The organism is Stenotrophomonas sp. NA06056 (genome assembly GCF_013364355.1).
In the GTDB taxonomy this organism is placed as follows: Bacteria; Pseudomonadota; Gammaproteobacteria; order Xanthomonadales; family Xanthomonadaceae; genus Stenotrophomonas.
Genome location: NZ_CP054931.1, coordinates 3575469 through 3591411, shown reverse-complemented (window position 1 = coordinate 3591411; position 15943 = coordinate 3575469). Strand labels below are relative to the sequence as shown.

Annotated in this window: 12 protein-coding genes and 1 pseudogene; 9 read left to right on the top strand and 4 right to left on the bottom strand. The window is 66.2% G+C overall.

What is annotated here, in order from left to right; genetic code table 11:
* Nucleotides 1-33 precede the first annotated feature (33 nt).
* The 6 genes and pseudogenes from murC to lpxC all read left to right on the top strand — a co-directional run bounded on the left by murC (nt 34) and on the right by lpxC (nt 6909).
* On the top strand, nt 34-1470 hold the full coding sequence (murC, locus tag HUT07_RS16270; RefSeq protein ID WP_176021771.1) for a UDP-N-acetylmuramate--L-alanine ligase: 1437 nt from the start codon (nt 34-36) through the stop codon (nt 1468-1470).
* A complete protein-coding gene (locus tag HUT07_RS16265) occupies nt 1467-2429 on the top strand; it encodes a D-alanine--D-alanine ligase (RefSeq protein ID WP_176021770.1) in 963 nt (320 codons plus the stop codon). The genes murC and HUT07_RS16265 overlap by 4 nt, the downstream gene beginning before the upstream one ends.
* A pseudogene (locus HUT07_RS16260) lies at nt 2426-3103 on the top strand (cell division protein FtsQ/DivIB); the annotation flags it as partial. The gene HUT07_RS16265 and the pseudogene HUT07_RS16260, both read left to right, overlap by 4 nt.
* A gap of 68 nt (nt 3104-3171) precedes the next feature.
* On the top strand, nt 3172-4407 hold the full coding sequence (gene ftsA / locus HUT07_RS16255; RefSeq protein WP_025876580.1) for a cell division protein FtsA: 1236 nt from the start codon (nt 3172-3174) through the stop codon (nt 4405-4407).
* Between the two features lie 161 nt (nt 4408-4568).
* Nucleotides 4569-5804 (top strand): cell division protein FtsZ, encoded by a 1236-nt coding sequence (ftsZ, locus tag HUT07_RS16250; RefSeq protein ID WP_025876577.1) that lies wholly within the window; start codon nt 4569-4571, stop codon nt 5802-5804.
* A gap of 193 nt (nt 5805-5997) precedes the next feature.
* Nucleotides 5998-6909, top strand: a complete 912-nt coding sequence (lpxC, locus tag HUT07_RS16245) for a UDP-3-O-acyl-N-acetylglucosamine deacetylase (protein ID WP_089238783.1) — start codon at nt 5998-6000, stop codon at nt 6907-6909.
* Between the two features lie 280 nt (nt 6910-7189).
* Here the strand turns inward: lpxC and HUT07_RS16240 are convergent, their stop codons facing one another.
* On the bottom strand, nt 7190-7639 hold the full coding sequence (locus tag HUT07_RS16240; protein WP_176021768.1) for a DUF721 domain-containing protein: 450 nt from the start codon (nt 7637-7639) through the stop codon (nt 7190-7192).
* Nucleotides 7640-7651: 12 nt separating this feature from the next.
* Here HUT07_RS16240 and HUT07_RS16235 point away from each other — a divergent pair, with 12 nt between their 5' ends.
* From HUT07_RS16235 to HUT07_RS16225, 3 genes are all read left to right on the top strand, one after another.
* A complete protein-coding gene (locus HUT07_RS16235; RefSeq protein WP_108267187.1) occupies nt 7652-8605 on the top strand; it encodes a M23 family metallopeptidase in 954 nt (317 codons plus the stop codon).
* Nucleotides 8606-8812: 207 nt separating this feature from the next.
* Nucleotides 8813-11530 (top strand): preprotein translocase subunit SecA, encoded by a 2718-nt coding sequence (secA, locus tag HUT07_RS16230; protein ID WP_176021767.1) that lies wholly within the window; start codon nt 8813-8815, stop codon nt 11528-11530.
* Nucleotides 11531-11628: 98 nt separating this feature from the next.
* Nucleotides 11629-12582: a Nudix family hydrolase gene (locus HUT07_RS16225; protein WP_176021766.1), complete on the top strand. Its 954-nt coding sequence runs from the start codon at nt 11629-11631 to the stop codon at nt 12580-12582.
* Nucleotides 12583-12775: 193 nt separating this feature from the next.
* Here HUT07_RS16225 and HUT07_RS16220 read toward each other — a convergent pair whose 3' ends face one another.
* From HUT07_RS16220 to HUT07_RS16210, 3 genes are all read right to left on the bottom strand, one after another.
* Nucleotides 12776-13354 carry a DUF4124 domain-containing protein gene (locus tag HUT07_RS16220; protein WP_176021765.1) on the bottom strand — a complete coding sequence of 193 codons (579 nt, stop codon included), beginning with the start codon at nt 13352-13354 and terminating at the stop codon, nt 12776-12778.
* A 41-nt stretch (nt 13355-13395) separates the two neighbouring features.
* Nucleotides 13396-14223: a methylenetetrahydrofolate reductase [NAD(P)H] gene (gene metF, locus HUT07_RS16215; protein WP_176021764.1), complete on the bottom strand. Its 828-nt coding sequence runs from the start codon at nt 14221-14223 to the stop codon at nt 13396-13398.
* 72 nt (nt 14224-14295) lie between these two features.
* Entirely contained in the window at nt 14296-15810 is a 1515-nt protein-coding gene (locus tag HUT07_RS16210; protein ID WP_176021763.1) for an amidohydrolase family protein, read from the bottom strand.
* Nucleotides 15811-15943: the final 133 nt, after the last annotated feature.

The following is a 15943-nucleotide window of genomic DNA, read 5'->3' as shown; positions in this document are numbered from 1 at the left end:
ACGCTCCAGCGCCTGCCCTGCGCGAGGCCGCGCATGATCCGCCGCCTGCATGACACCAACGATCTGGTGCGCGCGTTCCCGCGCGTGCATTTCGTCGGCATTGGCGGCACCGGCATGAGCGGCATCGCCGAAGTGATGCTGACGCTGGGTTATGAAGTGTCCGGTTCGGACAACGCCGACAACGCCGCCACCCGCCGCCTGGCCGGTCTGGGTGCGCGCATCATGCGCGGCCATTCGGCGGCCAATGTGCTTGGCACCGACTGCGTGGTGGTCTCCAGCGCCATCCGCGAAGACAACCCCGAGCTGATGGAGGCGCGCAGCCAGCGCATTCCGATCATGCCGCGTGCAGCGATGCTGGCCGAGCTGATGCGCTTCCGCCGCGGCATCGCCGTGGCTGGTACCCATGGCAAGACCACCACCACCAGCCTGACCGCCGCGGTGCTGAGCGAAGGCGGCCTGGACCCGACCTTCGTGATCGGTGGCCAGCTGCTGGCGGCCGGTGCCAACGCCAAGCTCGGCGGTGGCCAGTGGCTGGTGGCCGAGGCTGACGAAAGCGACGGCAGCTTCCTGCGCCTGAATCCGTTGATGTCGATCATCACCAACATTGATTCGGATCACCTGGAGAACTACGGCAACGACTTCGCCCGCGTGCAGGCGGCGTTTGCCGAGTTCCTGCAGCGCCTGCCGTTCTACGGCCTGGCGGTGCTGTGCATCGACGATCCGGAAGTGGCCGCACTGGCCGCCAAGACCCCGCGCCACGTGATGAGCTACGGCATGAGCCCGCAGGCCGACGTGCGCGCCGAGAACGTGGTGCAGGAAGGTTCGCGCATGCGCTTCACCCTGCGCCTGCCGCAGGGCACCAGCCAGGAAGTGGTGCTGGCGTTGCCGGGCAAGCACAACGTGCTCAATGCACTGGCCGCGGCGGCGGTGGGCTGGCAGCTGGGCGTGTCTCCGGACACGATCGCGCGTGCGCTGGCCGGCTTCGCTGGCGTCGGTCGCCGCTTCAACGATCTGGGTGAAGTGACCACCGCCAGCGGCGCCAGGGTCCGCATCATCGACGACTACGGTCACCATCCGAGCGAGCTGGAAGCGGTGTTCGCCGCCGCCCGCGGCGGCTGGGCCGACAAGCGCCTGGTCGTGGCCTTCCAGCCGCACCGTTACAGCCGTACCCGCGACCAGTTCGACAAGTTCGCCGCCGTGCTGTCCAGCGTCGATGCATTGGTGCTGAGCGAGGTCTACCCGGCTGGTGAAGAGCCGATTGCCGGTGCTGATTCGCATGCGCTGGCCCGCGCCATCCGTGCGCGTGGTCGCAGCGAACCGGTGGTGGTGGGCAAGGCTGCCGAACTGGCCAGCGTGCTGCCGGACGTGCTGCAGGACGGTGATCTGCTGTTGATGATGGGTGCGGGCGACATCGGCGCCGTTGCAAGCCACATTGCAGTGGAAGGTTTCAAGGCGGAGGGCGAGGCGTGAGCACGCTGACCTTCCCGCCGCTGCGCAGCACCGACCCGGCCGTGTTCGGCCGCGTCGCCGTGCTGCTCGGTGGCAGCTCCAGCGAACGCGAGGTGTCGCTGGATTCGGGCCGCAACGTGCTCGAAGCGCTGCAGTCGCGTGGCATCGATGCCGTCGCCATCGATGGCATCCCGGCGCTGGCCAAGGCGCTGGCGGCCGGTGGCATCGATCGCGTGTTCAACATCCTGCACGGCCACAACGGTGGCGGTGAGGACGGCATCGTGCAGGGCCTGATGGATGCCTTCGGCGTGCCCTACACCGGCTCCAACGTGCTGGGCTCGGCCTTGAGCATGGACAAGATCCGCACCAAGCAGGTGTGGCTGTCGCTGGGCCTGCCGACGCCGCAGTACCGGAAGGTCGATGCCTCCACCGTGCACGCGCTGGCAGCCGAGCTCGGCCTGCCGGTGGTGGTCAAGCCGGCCAACGAAGGCTCCAGCGTGGGCATCAGTCGGGTCACCGACGATGCAGGCCTGGACGAAGCCGTGGCCCTGGCCGCGCGCTACGACGGCCAGCTGCTGATGGAGCAGATGGTGGTCGGTGACGAACTGACCGTGGCCATCCTCGGTGATGTCGCGTTGCCGTCGATCCGCATCGTGCCCAAGGGCCAGTGGTACGACTACAACGCCAAGTACATCGCCGAAGACACCCAGTACCTGTGCCCGGGCCTGGACGGTGATGACGAAGCAGAGATCCGCCGCATCGCGCTGGCGGCCTTCCGCGCCGCCGGTTGCCGTGGCTGGGGTCGCGTGGATGTGATGCGTGACCGCGCCAGCGGCCGTTTCTTCCTGCTGGAAGTGAACACCGCGCCGGGCATGACCAGCCATTCGCTGGTGCCCAAGGCCGCCGGGCAGGCCGGCATCAGCTTCGAGGAGCTGGTGTGGCGCGTGCTGGAACAGACCCTGGAGGCCTCGCACGCATGAACGCGGTGCTGCGCATCTTCGTCTGGCTGTTGGCCCTGTCGGTGGTTGCACTGCCGGTGGTGGCCGTGGTCAATGGCTGGGTTGGCGCCGAGCGCTGGCCGCTGGCGAAGCTGCGCGTGCACGGTGAGTTCAAGCGGGTGCCGGCCGAGCAGCTGCAGCAGGTGCTGCTGCCGTATGCGCATGCCGGTTTCTTCGCGGTCAAGCTGCAGGACGCACAGGACGCCCTGGAGAAACTGCCCTGGGTGGAAAGCGCGCAGGTGCGCAAGCAGTGGCCGGACGTGCTGGAAGTGACGCTGGTCGAGCACAAGCCGTTCGCACGCTGGGGCGAAGGTCGCCTGCTGTCCGAGCAGGGCAAGCTGTTCCCCACGCCGAAGAAGCTGGCCGACCTGCAGCTGCCCGAGCTGGACGGCCCGGACAGCCAGACCGAAGAAGTGGTCAAGCTGTACAACGATTCGCGCGCGCTGTTCGCGCCCGCTGGCGTCGATGTGCGCCGGCTGACCATGGACGCGCGCGGCAGCTGGTCGCTGCTGCTGAGCAATGGCACCGAAGTCGTGGTCGGTCGCGATGACGCGCGTTCGCGCCTGCAGCGCTTCGTGCGCGTGCTGCCGCAGCTGGCCAACCAGGCCGCGCCGATCGAGCGCGCCGACCTCCGATATACCAATGGTTTCACGCTGAGCTGGGGCACTCCGGCCGCCCCCGCCAATGCACCGGGCACCCCGGCACGAAGGACGCAGGAAAGAACATGAATCGCAAGGGTGACAAATCGCTGATCGTCGGCCTGGATATCGGCACCTCCAAGGTGGTGGCGCTGGTGGGTGAGTATTCGCCGGGCAATCCGATCGAAGTGATCGGCATCGGTTCCCATGAGTCGCGCGGCCTGAAGCGCGGCGTGGTGGTGGACATCGAATCGACCGTGCAGTCGATCCAGCGCGCGGTGGAAGAAGCCGAGCTGATGGCCGGCTGCGAGATCCGTTCGGTGTACGCCTCCATTTCCGGTAACCACGTGCAGTGCAAGAACTCGCCCGGCATCGTGCCGATCCGCGATGGTGAAGTGACCTGGGGCGACCTGGATCGCGTGCTTGATGCAGCCAAGGCGGTGGCGATTCCGGCCGACCAGAAGATCCTGCATGCGATCCCGCGCGAGTACGTGCTGGACGATTCGCAGGAAGGCATCCGCAACCCCGTCGGCATGACCGGCGTGCGCCTGGAAGTGCATGCGCACCTGGTGGTGTGCGCGCAGTCGGCCGCCGCCAACATCAGCAAGTGCGTGCAGCGCTGCGGCCTGCAGGTGGACGACCTGGTGCTGTCGTCGCTGGCGTCCAGCGTGGCGGTGCTGACCGCCGACGAGCGCGAGCTCGGCGTAGTGCTGGTGGACATGGGCGCCGGCACCACTGACATCGCGGTGTTCGTGCAGGGCGCGATCTGCCACACCGCCTCGCTGCCGATCGCCGGCGACCACGTGACCAACGACATCGCGCACATGCTGCGCACGCCGACCCCGGAAGCCGAGCAGATCAAGGTGCGCTACGCGTGTGCCCTGGCCCAGCTGGCCACCGCCGAGGAGAGCATCCAGGTGCCGTCGGTCGGTGATCGTCCGCCGCGCCGCATGCCGCGCCACGCGTTGGCCCAGGCCGTACAGGGCCGCTACGAAGAAATCTTTGAAATGGTGCAGGCCGAACTGCGCCGCTCCGGCTTCGAGGAACTGGTGCGCGCCGGCATGGTGCTGACCGGTGGTGCCTCGAAGATGGAAGGCGTGGTCGAACTGGCCGAGGAAATGCTGCAGATGCCGGTGCGCGTGGGCATTCCGCAGCACGTCACCGGGCTGGGCGAAGTGGTGGGCAACCCGGTGCATGCCACCGGCGTGGGCCTGCTGCTGATGGGTAGCCAGATCGAGCATCCGCGCCGGCCGTCGCTGCCGACCGGTCGCGCTGGAAGCATGTTCAAGAAACTCAAGACCTGGTTCCGCGGCGAATTCTGACGCGGAACCTGCACTACCCGGGCTCGCCCGGTTGCAACACCGGCAACACGACGCAACACCGGCAACACATAACCCACACAGCCGCAACGACGGCATGCAGCATGAAGGCAGGACGCCCGAACGCCCATGCAATCGAAAGCGGATACAACGAGGACACGGACATGGCGCATTTTGAACTGATCGAAAAGATGGCACCCAATGCGGTGATCAAGGTTGTTGGCGTGGGCGGCGGCGGCGGCAATGCCGTGGCGCACATGGTCAACTCGGCGGTGGATGGCGTGGAATTCATCACCGCCAACACCGATTCGCAGGCCATCAAGAATTGTGGTGCCAAGCTGCAGCTGCAGCTGGGTACCAATGTCACCAAGGGCCTGGGCGCAGGCGCGAATCCGGAAGTCGGCCGCCAGGCTGCGCTGGAAGACCGTGAGCGCATCATGGACGCCCTGCAGGGCGCGGACATGGTGTTCATCACCGCTGGCATGGGCGGTGGCACCGGTACCGGCGCTGCGCCGGTGGTGGCACAGCTGGCCAAGGAAATGGGCATCCTGACCGTGGCCGTGGTCACCAAGCCGTTCCCGTTCGAAGGCCGCCGCCGCATGCAGGTTGCGCTGAAGGGCATCGAAGAACTGAGCCAGCACTGCGACTCGCTGATCACCATCCCGAACGAAAAGCTGATCACCGTGCTGGGCCGCAACGCCACCATGATCCAGGCGTTCCGCGCTGCCAACGACGTGCTGCAGGGCGCCGTGCAGGGCATCGCCGACCTGATCGTGCGTCCGGGCCTGATCAACGTCGACTTCGCCGACGTGCGCACCGTCATGTCCGAAATGGGCCTGGCGATGATGGGTACCGGTACCGCCCGCGGCGATGACCGCGCCCAGGCCGCGGCCGAGTCGGCCATCCAGAACCCGCTGCTGGACGATGTGAACCTGGCTGGTGCCAACGGCATCCTGGTCAACATCACCGCCGGTGCCGATTTCACCATGGCCGAGTTCGACGAGATCGGCCGCACCATCGACGGCTTCGCTTCGGAAGACGCCACCGTGGTGGTGGGTACCGTGCTTGATCCGGACATGCAGGACGAAGTGCGCGTGACCGTGGTCGCCACGGGCCTGAACCGCGTCTCGGCCAGCAAGACCCAGCGTCCGGGCGAGCGTGCACCGATCAAGCTGGTGCGCAACGCCACCACCGGCCAGCCGGAGTTCGGCGAGTTCGACAACGGCGGCGATGCGGTGTCCAAGGCTGTCGGCGGCATGGGCCTGGGCCTGCGTCGCGCCAGCAGCGACAGCGTGGCAGCGTCCACCCCGTCGGCTCCGGCCTCCTCGGCCCCGGCCGCGGCGGAACTGCCGAACGATTACCTGGACATCCCGGCGTTCCTGCGCCGCCAGGCGGACTGATCGACGCTGCCCGGGGCTTGTCCCCCCCGGGTTGCGCCACCATGTCCTGAAAACGCGGGCGCCGGGCCAGGATGGGCCCGGCCGCCCTGCTTCACGCGCGTCCTATCGGCGCGCCGGTGTGTCCTGCCGGCGTTTCAGCCGGGGTAGGGGACCCTGCGTGTTAATCTAATGTGTCACTTCCGGTCGTCCCCCCATGATCCAGCAACGCACCCTCAAGAACACGATCCGCGCCACCGGCGTAGGCCTGCACAGCGGCGACAAGGTCTACATGACCCTGCGTCCGGCGCCGGTCAACCATGGCATCGTGTTCCGCCGCGTGGACCTGGACCCGGTGGTGGAAGTGCCTGCGAAGGCCGAGCTGGTCACTGAAGTGACCCTCTGCACCGGCCTGACCTGCAACGACGCCAAGATCCAGACCGTCGAACACCTGATGTCGGCCCTGGCCGGCCTGGGTGTGGACAACATCATCGTCGAACTGTCCTCGGCCGAGCTGCCGATCATGGACGGTTCGTCCGGCCCGTTCGTGTTCCTGCTGCAGTCGGCAGGCATCGTGGAACAGGATGCGCCCAAGCGCTTCATCCGCGTGCTGAAGACCGTGGAAGTGACCGAAGGCGACAAGGTGGCCCGCTTCACGCCCTACGAGGGTTACAAGCTGGGCTTCACCATCCAGTTCGACCACCCGATGATTCCGGCCAAGCAGTCGCGCCAGGAAATCGAGTTCTCGACGATGGCCTACACCAAGGAAATTTCCCGCGCGCGCACCTTCGGCTTCATGCGCGACCTGGAATACATGCGCGAGCGCAACCTCGGCCTGGGCGGTTCGATGGACAACGCCATCGTGCTCGATGAGTTCCGCGTGCTCAACGAAGACGGGCTGCGCTACGCCGACGAATTCGTGCGCCACAAGATCCTCGACGCGATCGGCGACCTCTATCTGGCCGGTGGCCAGGTGCTGGGCGCCTACGAAGGCTTCAAGTCCGGCCACGCGCTCAACAACAAGCTGGTGCGGGCGCTGATGGCCGATGCCACCGCATGGGAATGGGTCACTTACGACTCGCCGGCGGTGCCGGACCCGGTGGTATACGCCACGCCGGCTTATGCCTGATTTCGCAAATCATTGAATTTCAATGAAAAGACGCCGCCTTCCAGGGCGGCGTTTGCGTTTCCGGAGCGGGTGCCGCGACTGGCGCAAGCGGCGGCGCGACGCACGGGCCGAAGTCACGGTTTTGTGAACCAGGCCGCTGGAAAGCCTGAATTTAACGATTAATTAACTTCAATCTAACGACTGCACCACGTGGTCCGGATAGGATGCGACCCGGCCCCCGAAATGTTTCACGCTGCGGTGACACGCGCGACGGGGAGTGGAGCAGGACGCTCTGCTGCTTTCAGGTTTCCCGCTTCGGTTTCGAAGGAAGGTCCTGCAGAGCTGCCAAGGCGTCGCGTAGCCCTTTGTGCGTGGCGGCTGAAACTGCGTGGGGTCCATTCCGGTTGTCGAGCGCTGGGGAGCGCGTGGGAGTGGGAGACGCAGTCTTGACGGTCACCTTGGTGGCCTTCAGCCCGATGGACCGGGCCGCGTCGAGCAACTGGGCTTCGGCAAGCCGCAACTTGGCATGCCAGACCGGGGACTCGACGATAAAAACGAGGTGTTCCCCGTCCACATTGGCCAGCCGGCAACGGCTGCGCAGAGGTGGCGGCAACTGGGGGCGCAACTGACGGTCCAGCGCGTCGAGCCACAAGGCACGCCGCAGCGGGTTCCCGCTTTTGTCCGCCATCACTACATCCAGGGCCGGTTTCGGTCTGGATGCGGGACGAACGCTGGATTTCGGCTCAGACATGAAAACTCACTGATGGCATTCAAAAAGATCGTAATCAAAACGCGTGAAGGACAGGCCAAATCGGCGCTCACGCGTTTGCGGTTCTACTTCGAGGACCGCCCCCGAGCCCTGCTGGGCAGCGTGCTCGGCGCAGGTTGCATTATCGGCCTTGCCGGCGGCATTGGCGCCAGTGCGCTCAATGATTCGCGCCTGCAGGCCAAGGTCGACCGCCAGGAGGCCGAGCTGGCCAAGGTCCAGCGCGATGCGCAGACCCAGGTCAACGCGCTGGCCGCCCGCCTCGGCGAGCTGCAGGCACAGGCCACCCGCCTGAACGCCCTGGGCGAGCGACTGACCCAGATGGGCAAGCTGGAAGATGGCGAATTCGACTTCAACGAGACCCCCGGCCTCGGTGACGGCGATGCCGGCGGCCCGACCGCCGACATCCCGGTGAAGGACGTCAACGCCGACTTACAGGTGCTGGAGCAGCGCTTTGCTGCTTCAGGCCGCCAGTTGTCGGTGATGGAATCGCTGATGTTCGACCACCAGCTGCAGCAGAACGCCGTGCCCTCGCGCATGCCGATCCGCAACAGCTATGTCACGTCCGGCTTCGGTACCCGTGCTGACCCGTTCGGTCGCGGTGCCGCCACCCACAAGGGCATGGACTTCCACGCCCGCGTCGGGGACCCGGTGATGTCGGTGGCCGACGGCGTGGTCAGCTTCTCCGGGGTCAAGGGCGGCTACGGCAACGTGGTCGATGTCGACCACGGTAATGGCTACGTCACCCGCTACGCGCACAATTCGCGTCTGGTGGTGAAGGTCGGTGACCTGGTTCGTGCGGGCCAGGAAGTGGCCAAGGCCGGTTCCACCGGTCGTTCGACCGGCGCTCACGTGCACTTCGAGGTGTGGGAAAACGGCAACGTGGTCAACCCGCGCAAGTTCCTCGGTGACGGTGGCAACACGCCGGTGGGCCGTATCACCCGCGGCTGATTGCAACGCCGGGCATGGCCCGGCGCTACCGGGACGCCGTCGGACCCGGCGGTAGCGCGGCCGCCAAGGGTTGAAACCCCTCGCGCCCGTCCCAAGCTACAATGGGTGTTGCCATCGACAGGGCGCCAGGCGCCCTGTTTCGTTTGCGGCGGACGGATCCCCAGGGGGACGACCGGGCCGCTGTGTCCATCCAACCCGGTTCCTTCAATGATCAACAGCCTGCTTACCCGCGTATTTGGCAGTCGTAATGAACGACAGCTGCGCCAGCTCAACCGCATCGTCGCCAAGATCAATGCGCTGGAGCCGGAGATCGAGAAGCTTTCCGACGAGCAGCTGCAGGCCAAGACGCCGGAGTTCAAGCAGCGCATCGCCGGTGGTGAAGCCCTGGACAAGGTGCTGCCGGAAGCGTTCGCGGTCTGCCGCGAAGCCGGCCGCCGCGTGCTGGGCATGCGCCACTACGACGTGCAGCTGATCGGCGGCATGGTGCTTCACCTGGGCAAGATCGCAGAAATGCGCACCGGTGAAGGCAAGACCCTGGTGGCAACCCTGCCGGTGTACCTCAACGCGCTGGAAGGCAAGGGCGTGCACGTGGTCACCGTGAACGACTACCTGGCGCGCCGCGATGCCGCGCAGATGGGCAAGCTGTACAACTGGCTGGGCCTGAGCGTGGGCGTGGTCTACCCGGGCATGCCGCACAGCGACAAGCGTGAAGCCTATGGTTCGGACATCACCTACGGCACCAACAACGAATTCGGTTTCGACTACCTGCGCGACAACATGGCGTTGTCCAAGGCTGACCGCTACCAGCGCGGCCTGCACTACGCCATCGTCGACGAAGTCGACTCCATCCTGATCGACGAAGCGCGTACCCCGCTGATCATTTCCGGCCCGGCCGATGATTCCCCGGAGCTGTACATCCGCGTCAACCGCATCGTGCCGAACCTGGTCAAGCAGGAAGCGGAAGACGGCGAAGGCGACTTCTGGGTCGACGAGAAGGGCAAGCAGGTGCATCTGTCCGAAGCGGGCATGGAGCACGCCGAGCAGCTGCTGGTCGATGCCGGCATCCTCGATGCCGAGACCGAAGGCCTGTACGCGGCGCAGAACCTGACCGTGGTCCACCACCTCAACGCCGCCCTGCGCGCGCACGCCATTTACCAGCGTGATGTGGACTACATCGTGCGCGATGGCGAAGTGGTCATCGTCGACGAATTCACCGGCCGTACCCTGGCCGGCCGCCGCTGGTCCGATGGCCTGCACCAGGCGGTGGAAGCGAAGGAAGGCGTGCCGGTCCAGCGCGAGAACCAGACGCTGGCCAGCATCACCTTCCAGAACCTGTTCCGCATGTACAAGAAGCTGTCCGGCATGACCGGTACGGCCGATACCGAAGCGTTCGAATTCCAGAGCATCTACGGCCTGGAAGTGGTGGTGATCCCGACCAACCGCCCGACCATCCGCAAGGACAGCCCGGACCAGGTGTTCCTCAACCGCAAGGGCAAGTTCAACGCGGTGCTGGCCGACATCGAAGAGTGCGCCAAGCGCGGCCAGCCGGTGCTGGTGGGTACCACCTCGATCGAAACTTCGGAAATGCTGTCCGAACACCTGCGCAAGGCGGGTGTGAAGCACGAAGTGCTCAACGCCAAGCAGCACGACCGCGAAGCGACCATCGTTGCCAACGCTGGTCGTCCGGCGGCGGTGACCATCGCCACCAACATGGCCGGCCGTGGTACCGACATCGTGCTGGGCGGTTCGCTGGAAGCTGAAATCCACGAGCTGGGCGACGGCGCGACCGACGAACAGAAGGCGGCGGTCAAGGCCGAGTGGCAGAAGCGCCATGACGCGGTCAAGGCCGCGGGCGGCCTGCACATCGTCGGCACCGAGCGCCACGAATCGCGTCGTATCGACAACCAGCTGCGTGGCCGTTCGGGCCGTCAGGGTGACCCGGGTTCGTCCCGTTTCTACCTGTCGCTGGAAGACAACCTGATGCGCATCTTCGCCTCCGACTGGGTGCAGAAGGCCATGCGCATGATGGGCATGAAGGAAGACGACGTCATCGAGGACCGCCTGGTCAGCCGCCAGATCGAGAAGGCGCAGCGCAAGGTCGAGGCCCACAACTTCGACATCCGCAAGAACCTGCTGGACTTCGACGACGTCAACAACGACCAGCGCAAGGTGATCTACGCCCAGCGCGACGAACTGCTTGACGCAGAGTCGGTGAAGGACAACGTCGATGGCATCCGCGACGACGTGATCTTCGACATCGTCGCCCGCTTCGTGCCGCCGAACTCGGTGGACGAGCAGTGGGACCTGCGTGGCCTGGAAGCCACCCTGCAGTCGGACTTCGGCGTGGACATGTCGCTGACCGATCTGGTCAAGTCGCATGAAGAACTGGACGCCGAAGGCATCACCGCCAAGGTGCAGGAACGCATCAACCAGCACTTCGCCGAGAAGGAAGCGGGTGTGGGCGAAGAGACCATGCGCGCACTGGAGAAGCACGTGATGCTGACCGTGCTCGACCAGAGCTGGAAGGAGCACCTGGCCCGCATGGATTACCTGCGCCAGGGCATCTACCTGCGTGGTTACGCGCAGAAGCAGCCGAAGCAGGAATACAAGAAGGAAGCCTTCGAGCTGTTCTCGGACATGCTGGAGAACGTCAAGCGCGAAGTGGTGACCCTGCTGGCCCGCGTGCGCATCCGCAGCGACGAGGAAGTGCAGGCACTGGAAGCGGCCGAGCGCCAGCAGGTGGAAGCCCGCCTGAGCCAGTCGCAGTTCCAGCACCAGGACGCAGGCGGCTACAGCGCCGACGAGGAAGCGGCGCAGGTCGAGGCGGCCCAGCTGCAGCGTGACGAGCCGAAGATCGGTCGCAACGATCCGTGCCCGTGCGGCAGTGGCAAGAAGTACAAGCACTGCCACGGCCAGCTGAGCTGACCCCCCGGAGAGCCCCGCGAAAGCGGGGCTTTCCTGTTATGGGCAATGAAGTGCCCGGCGATTGCGCCGGTGCCCCGGTTTTCGGCATGCTCCTCCCCATGCCTTCCCCGAAACGCTCGATCCACGTCGTTGCCGCCGTCATCACCGACGCCCGCGGCCGTATCCTGCTGAACCGCCGCACCGAGAGCCGCGACATGGCCGGTCTCTGGGAATTCCCGGGCGGCAAGCGCGAGCCCGGTGAGACCTCTGCACAGGCGCTGACGCGCGAGCTGCACGAAGAGCTGGGCATCGAGGCCGAGGTGGGCGAGTGGATCATGGACGTGCCGCAGCGCTACCCGGACAAGGACCTGATCCTGGAAGTGCGGCATGTACGCAGCTGGAAGGGCACCCCGCGTGGACGCGAGGGCCAGGCCATCACCTGGGTGGCACCGGACAAGCTGGCCCGTTATTCAATGCCGCCGGCCGACCTGCCGGTGGTGGCCGTGCTGCGCCAACCAGACTGCTATCTGATTACCCCTGCGCCAGGCGCCGATGAGGGCGGCCTGCAGCGTTGGCATGGCCAGCTGCAGCAGGCGGTGGCCGCGGGACAGCAACGCATCCAGCTGCGCCTGCCCACCGACCATCCGCAGCGGCAGGGCATGATCGAGCAGGTCGTGCGCGCGCACCGTCGCGGCGTGCAGTGGCTGCTCAACCGGGATATCGAGATGGCACGCACCCTCGGCGTCGGCGTGCACCTGGGCAGCGAGCAGCTGCAGTCACTGCAGGAACGGCCGCTGCCGACCGGGCAGCTGGTGGCGGCCTCCTGCCACGATCTTGAACAGCTGTTGGCCGCACAGCGCCTAGGCTGCGACTTCGCCGTGCTGGGGCCGGTGCAGGCCACCGCAAGCCATCCAGATGCAGTGCCGTTGGGATGGGAGGCCTTCGCCGCGATGCGCGCGCAGGTCTCGCTGCCGATCTACGCGCTCGGCGGCATGACGCCGCAGCACGTGGCCGAGGCGCGCCGTCACGGCGGGCAGGGTATTGCCGCCATCCGCGGCCTGTGGCCGGCCTGACGCTCAGGCACCGCTGCCGATCCGAGGCCCCCTGAATCGACACCGGGGCCGGGTAGATCCACGCCATGCGTGGATGAGCTGATCCAATCACGCAGGAACGAGTAGATCCACGCCATGCGTGGATGAGCAGACCTCCGCCACGCAAGGATCAGTAGATCCACGCCATGCGTGGATGACGCTCAGCCCGACCCGCTCACAACGTAATCCAGAAACACCCATATTGCCGCCGCAGCCCAAGCACCGTCGCCGCCCGCGTGGCGCTGCCCGGCAGGGTCTGCTCCAACCGCAACCCGACCGGATGGCGCCGTACCGCTGGCTCCGATTCCAATGCTGATGCCTGCGCGGCACTGCCTGCATCCTCATCCAGCTCCTGCTGTGGATACACCGGCACCACATCCACCAGCGGTCGCCGCACCACCGATTCAAGCTGGCCAAGGATGCGCTGCGCGCCCGCATCGGACACCGCGCCCCACAGGTACAGCGAAGAGAGCCGGTTCACGTCACCGATGCTGACCGCCGTGTGCAGCGCCTGCACCAGTTCACTCAACCGGCGCGGGCAGCTGCTGCCGAGGCTGTCGCGCTGCAGGGTACTGCCGGAAGGCGCCGGCGGCGGTCGCCGGGACTGCGCACCCAAGCTGTCGCAGGGGCGGTCGGTGTAGACACTTTGCCCCTGTGGATCGGTGCAGCGGTTCAAACGCGTAGGCTGCGCCTGTGCGATGGCGCAGACGCCGGGCAGCAACAGGACCAGCAGCAGGGACAGGGCAACCTTCATCGACGCAGCGTAGCGCCAATTACGACAACGCAGCGTACTTTTCAGCCGCGCAGCAGCGTCAGTACCGAGACCGTCGGCTTGGCCAGGTTCAACGTGTAGAAGTGCAGGCCTGGTGCGCCGCCTTCGATCAGGCGCTGGCACAGCTTGGCCACCACTTCGGCACCAAAGGCGCGCACCGATTCGGCGTCGTCACCGTAGGCCTGCATCTTGCGGCTGATCCAGCGCGGGATTTCCGCACCGCACTGCTCGGAAAAGCGGCGCAGCTGGCTGAAGTTGGAGATCGGCATGATGCCCGGGGTGATCGGCACCTGCACGCCGAGCCGCTGCACTTCGTCGACGAAGTGGAAGTAGGCATCGGGGTTGAAGAAGTACTGGGTGATCGCCGCATCGGCACCGGCGTCGATCTTGGCCTTGAAGTGCTTCAGGTCGAGCAGTGCGTCCTGCGCCTGCGGATGCGTTTCCGGATACGCACCCACTTCGATGCGGAAGGCATCGCCGTGTTCGGCACGAATGAAGGCGATCAGTTCGGAGGCATAGCGCATGTCGCCCGGGAAGCCCATGCCCGACGGCAGGTCGCCGCGCAGTGCGACCAGGCGCCGGCAGCCGATGGCGCGGTACAGCTTGAGCAGCTCGCGGATCTCCTGGCGGGTGCCGCCCACGCAGGACAGATGCGGTGCCGCATCGAAGCCGTGGTGCTGGTTGAGATGGCGCACGGTCTCGGACGTGTAGCTGAGGGTCGAGCCACCGGCGCCGAAGGTACAGGACACGTACTCGGGGGCATACGCCTTCAGCCTGGCCGCGGCACGGTCCAGCTGGGTGCGCTGTTCGTCGGTCTTGGGCGGATAGAACTCAAAGCTGATGGCGGTCATGGCACGGGCGGCGATGGCGGGTGCGGATCAGTATATCGCTTCATCGAGATGGATGTAAAACAAGGTCGGTCGCTACAGTTCCGCACTGACCGGGCTGGTCAGGAATCCCCACAGCAAGCGCGTCATGACCGCGGGTGAGCGTGCCTGCGCGCGGGCATAGGCCAGCAGTGCATCCAGCCGTGGCCGGTCGTAGAGGTGACCGGCCAGCAGCACCGCATGCACGCGTCGACTGTTACCGATGTCCAGCAGAGGATTGCCGTCGAGCAGCACCAGATCGGCAGCTTTGCCGACCTCGACACTGCCGTGTCGCGCCTGCAGATGGAGATGCTGCGCAGCGTGCAGCGTGGCTGCGCGCAGCACGTCGGCCTGGCTGAGGCCAGCCTGGTGCAGCAGTTGCAGTTCATCGTGATAGCGGAAGCCGCCAAGCCCGGTGTCGGTGCCCACCAACACTGGAACACCTGCGCGATGCGCAGCGCCGGTCAACACCAGGCCATGATTGAAGTAGGCCTGCAGCGCGTGTTCTCCACGCGGGCCCGGATAGCGGGTGGCCGTGGCGAGCAGGTCGTCGCGCCAGGCCCAGCGCGAAAGCGGATCGAGGTAGGTCAGTCGCGGGTCATCGATGAAGGTCGGATCGCGCGCGCGGGCATCCTCCTCGCGCGTGACATGGGTGGGGACGAATGCGCTGCCACTGGCACGCATCAGCGTGAAGGCGGTATTGCACGTTGCCGCTTCGTAGTTGACTACCATGCGCTCGGCCACCGCTGTCGGGTCTTCTTCGTCCAGCACGCCGCTGCGCCATGCAGCTGCGATATCCGAACAGTGGCGGACGAACAGATGCGCGTGCTCAAAGCTGTGCTGACCGGCCTGCAGTGCCTCTTCCAGCGCCACCGCCCTGGGCAGGTGGCCCACCAGCGGACGATGCAGTTGCCGCGCCTCGGCAGCGAGTCGTTGGTAGGAATCCGGGCGCAGCCGGTTGTAGACCTTCAGAGCATCCACGCCGCGTCCGGCGTACTCACGTGCGCGATGAGCGGCGTCCTGCGGGCCCAGCTCAGGGTCTTCGAAGTAGAAGCTGGCTACCTGCACGAAGCGCGGTGCGGTCAGCTGGCCTGCAATGGCCTGTGCGGTCCAGCGACGCTTGTCGGCCACGCAGGCGATCAGCGGATCGGTAGCCTGCGGACAGTCCATCATGTCGCGGGTGCCGGTGATGCCATTGGCCAGCATCAGCGGGAACTGCAGTTGTGGCGACAGCTGCAGGGCGTGGGTGTGCATGTCCCAGAAGCCTGGCAGCAGCCAGCGGCCACCGGCGTCGAAGACCGGTAACGCTGTATCGGCAACGCCTTCGCCGATGGCGGTGATCGCGCCGTTGCGGATGGTGACCGTGGTGGGATCACTGGCTTGACCGCGCACGATGTCCACCACCCGCGCGTTGATGATCATCCGGTTGTCGCCAGCCTCAGGTAGCGGCGGTGCACGCAGCGGCCAGAGCAGGGCGGCGGTGAACAGCAATGGCGGTGCCAGCAGGACGACGGCCAGCATCTTCAGCCATCGACGGCGGACGGGGCGGAGCAATGCGCGTGCTGCTTCCATGAGCCGACGATCCTTGCGGTGGGTCGTCCGCAGGGTGCGTCAACACGGGCGCCGATGCCAGTGACCATCGGCATCCCGCGCGCCGGGTCTCCGCGCCGGTTACCCTGTGCAGCGGAATTCCTGATCGCGCCAC

What these genes read in the sequence shown, in the direction of transcription:
- murC (WP_176021771.1), top strand. Translation starts at nt 34, where the DNA reads ATGATCCGCCGCCTGCATGACACCAACGATCTGGTGCGCGCGTTCCCG.
- ftsA (WP_025876580.1), top strand. Translation starts at nt 3,172, where the DNA reads ATGAATCGCAAGGGTGACAAATCGCTGATCGTCGGCCTGGATATCGGC.
- ftsZ (WP_025876577.1), top strand. Translation starts at nt 4,569, where the DNA reads ATGGCGCATTTTGAACTGATCGAAAAGATGGCACCCAATGCGGTGATC.
- lpxC (WP_089238783.1), top strand. Translation starts at nt 5,998, where the DNA reads ATGATCCAGCAACGCACCCTCAAGAACACGATCCGCGCCACCGGCGTA.
- HUT07_RS16240 (WP_176021768.1), bottom strand. Translation starts at nt 7,639, where the DNA reads ATGTCTGAGCCGAAATCCAGCGTTCGTCCCGCATCCAGACCGAAACCG.
- HUT07_RS16235 (WP_108267187.1), top strand. Translation starts at nt 7,652, where the DNA reads ATGGCATTCAAAAAGATCGTAATCAAAACGCGTGAAGGACAGGCCAAA.
- secA (WP_176021767.1), top strand. Translation starts at nt 8,813, where the DNA reads ATGATCAACAGCCTGCTTACCCGCGTATTTGGCAGTCGTAATGAACGA.
- HUT07_RS16225 (WP_176021766.1), top strand. Translation starts at nt 11,629, where the DNA reads ATGCCTTCCCCGAAACGCTCGATCCACGTCGTTGCCGCCGTCATCACC.
- HUT07_RS16220 (WP_176021765.1), bottom strand. Translation starts at nt 13,354, where the DNA reads ATGAAGGTTGCCCTGTCCCTGCTGCTGGTCCTGTTGCTGCCCGGCGTC.
- metF (WP_176021764.1), bottom strand. Translation starts at nt 14,223, where the DNA reads ATGACCGCCATCAGCTTTGAGTTCTATCCGCCCAAGACCGACGAACAG.
- HUT07_RS16210 (WP_176021763.1), bottom strand. Translation starts at nt 15,810, where the DNA reads ATGGAAGCAGCACGCGCATTGCTCCGCCCCGTCCGCCGTCGATGGCTG.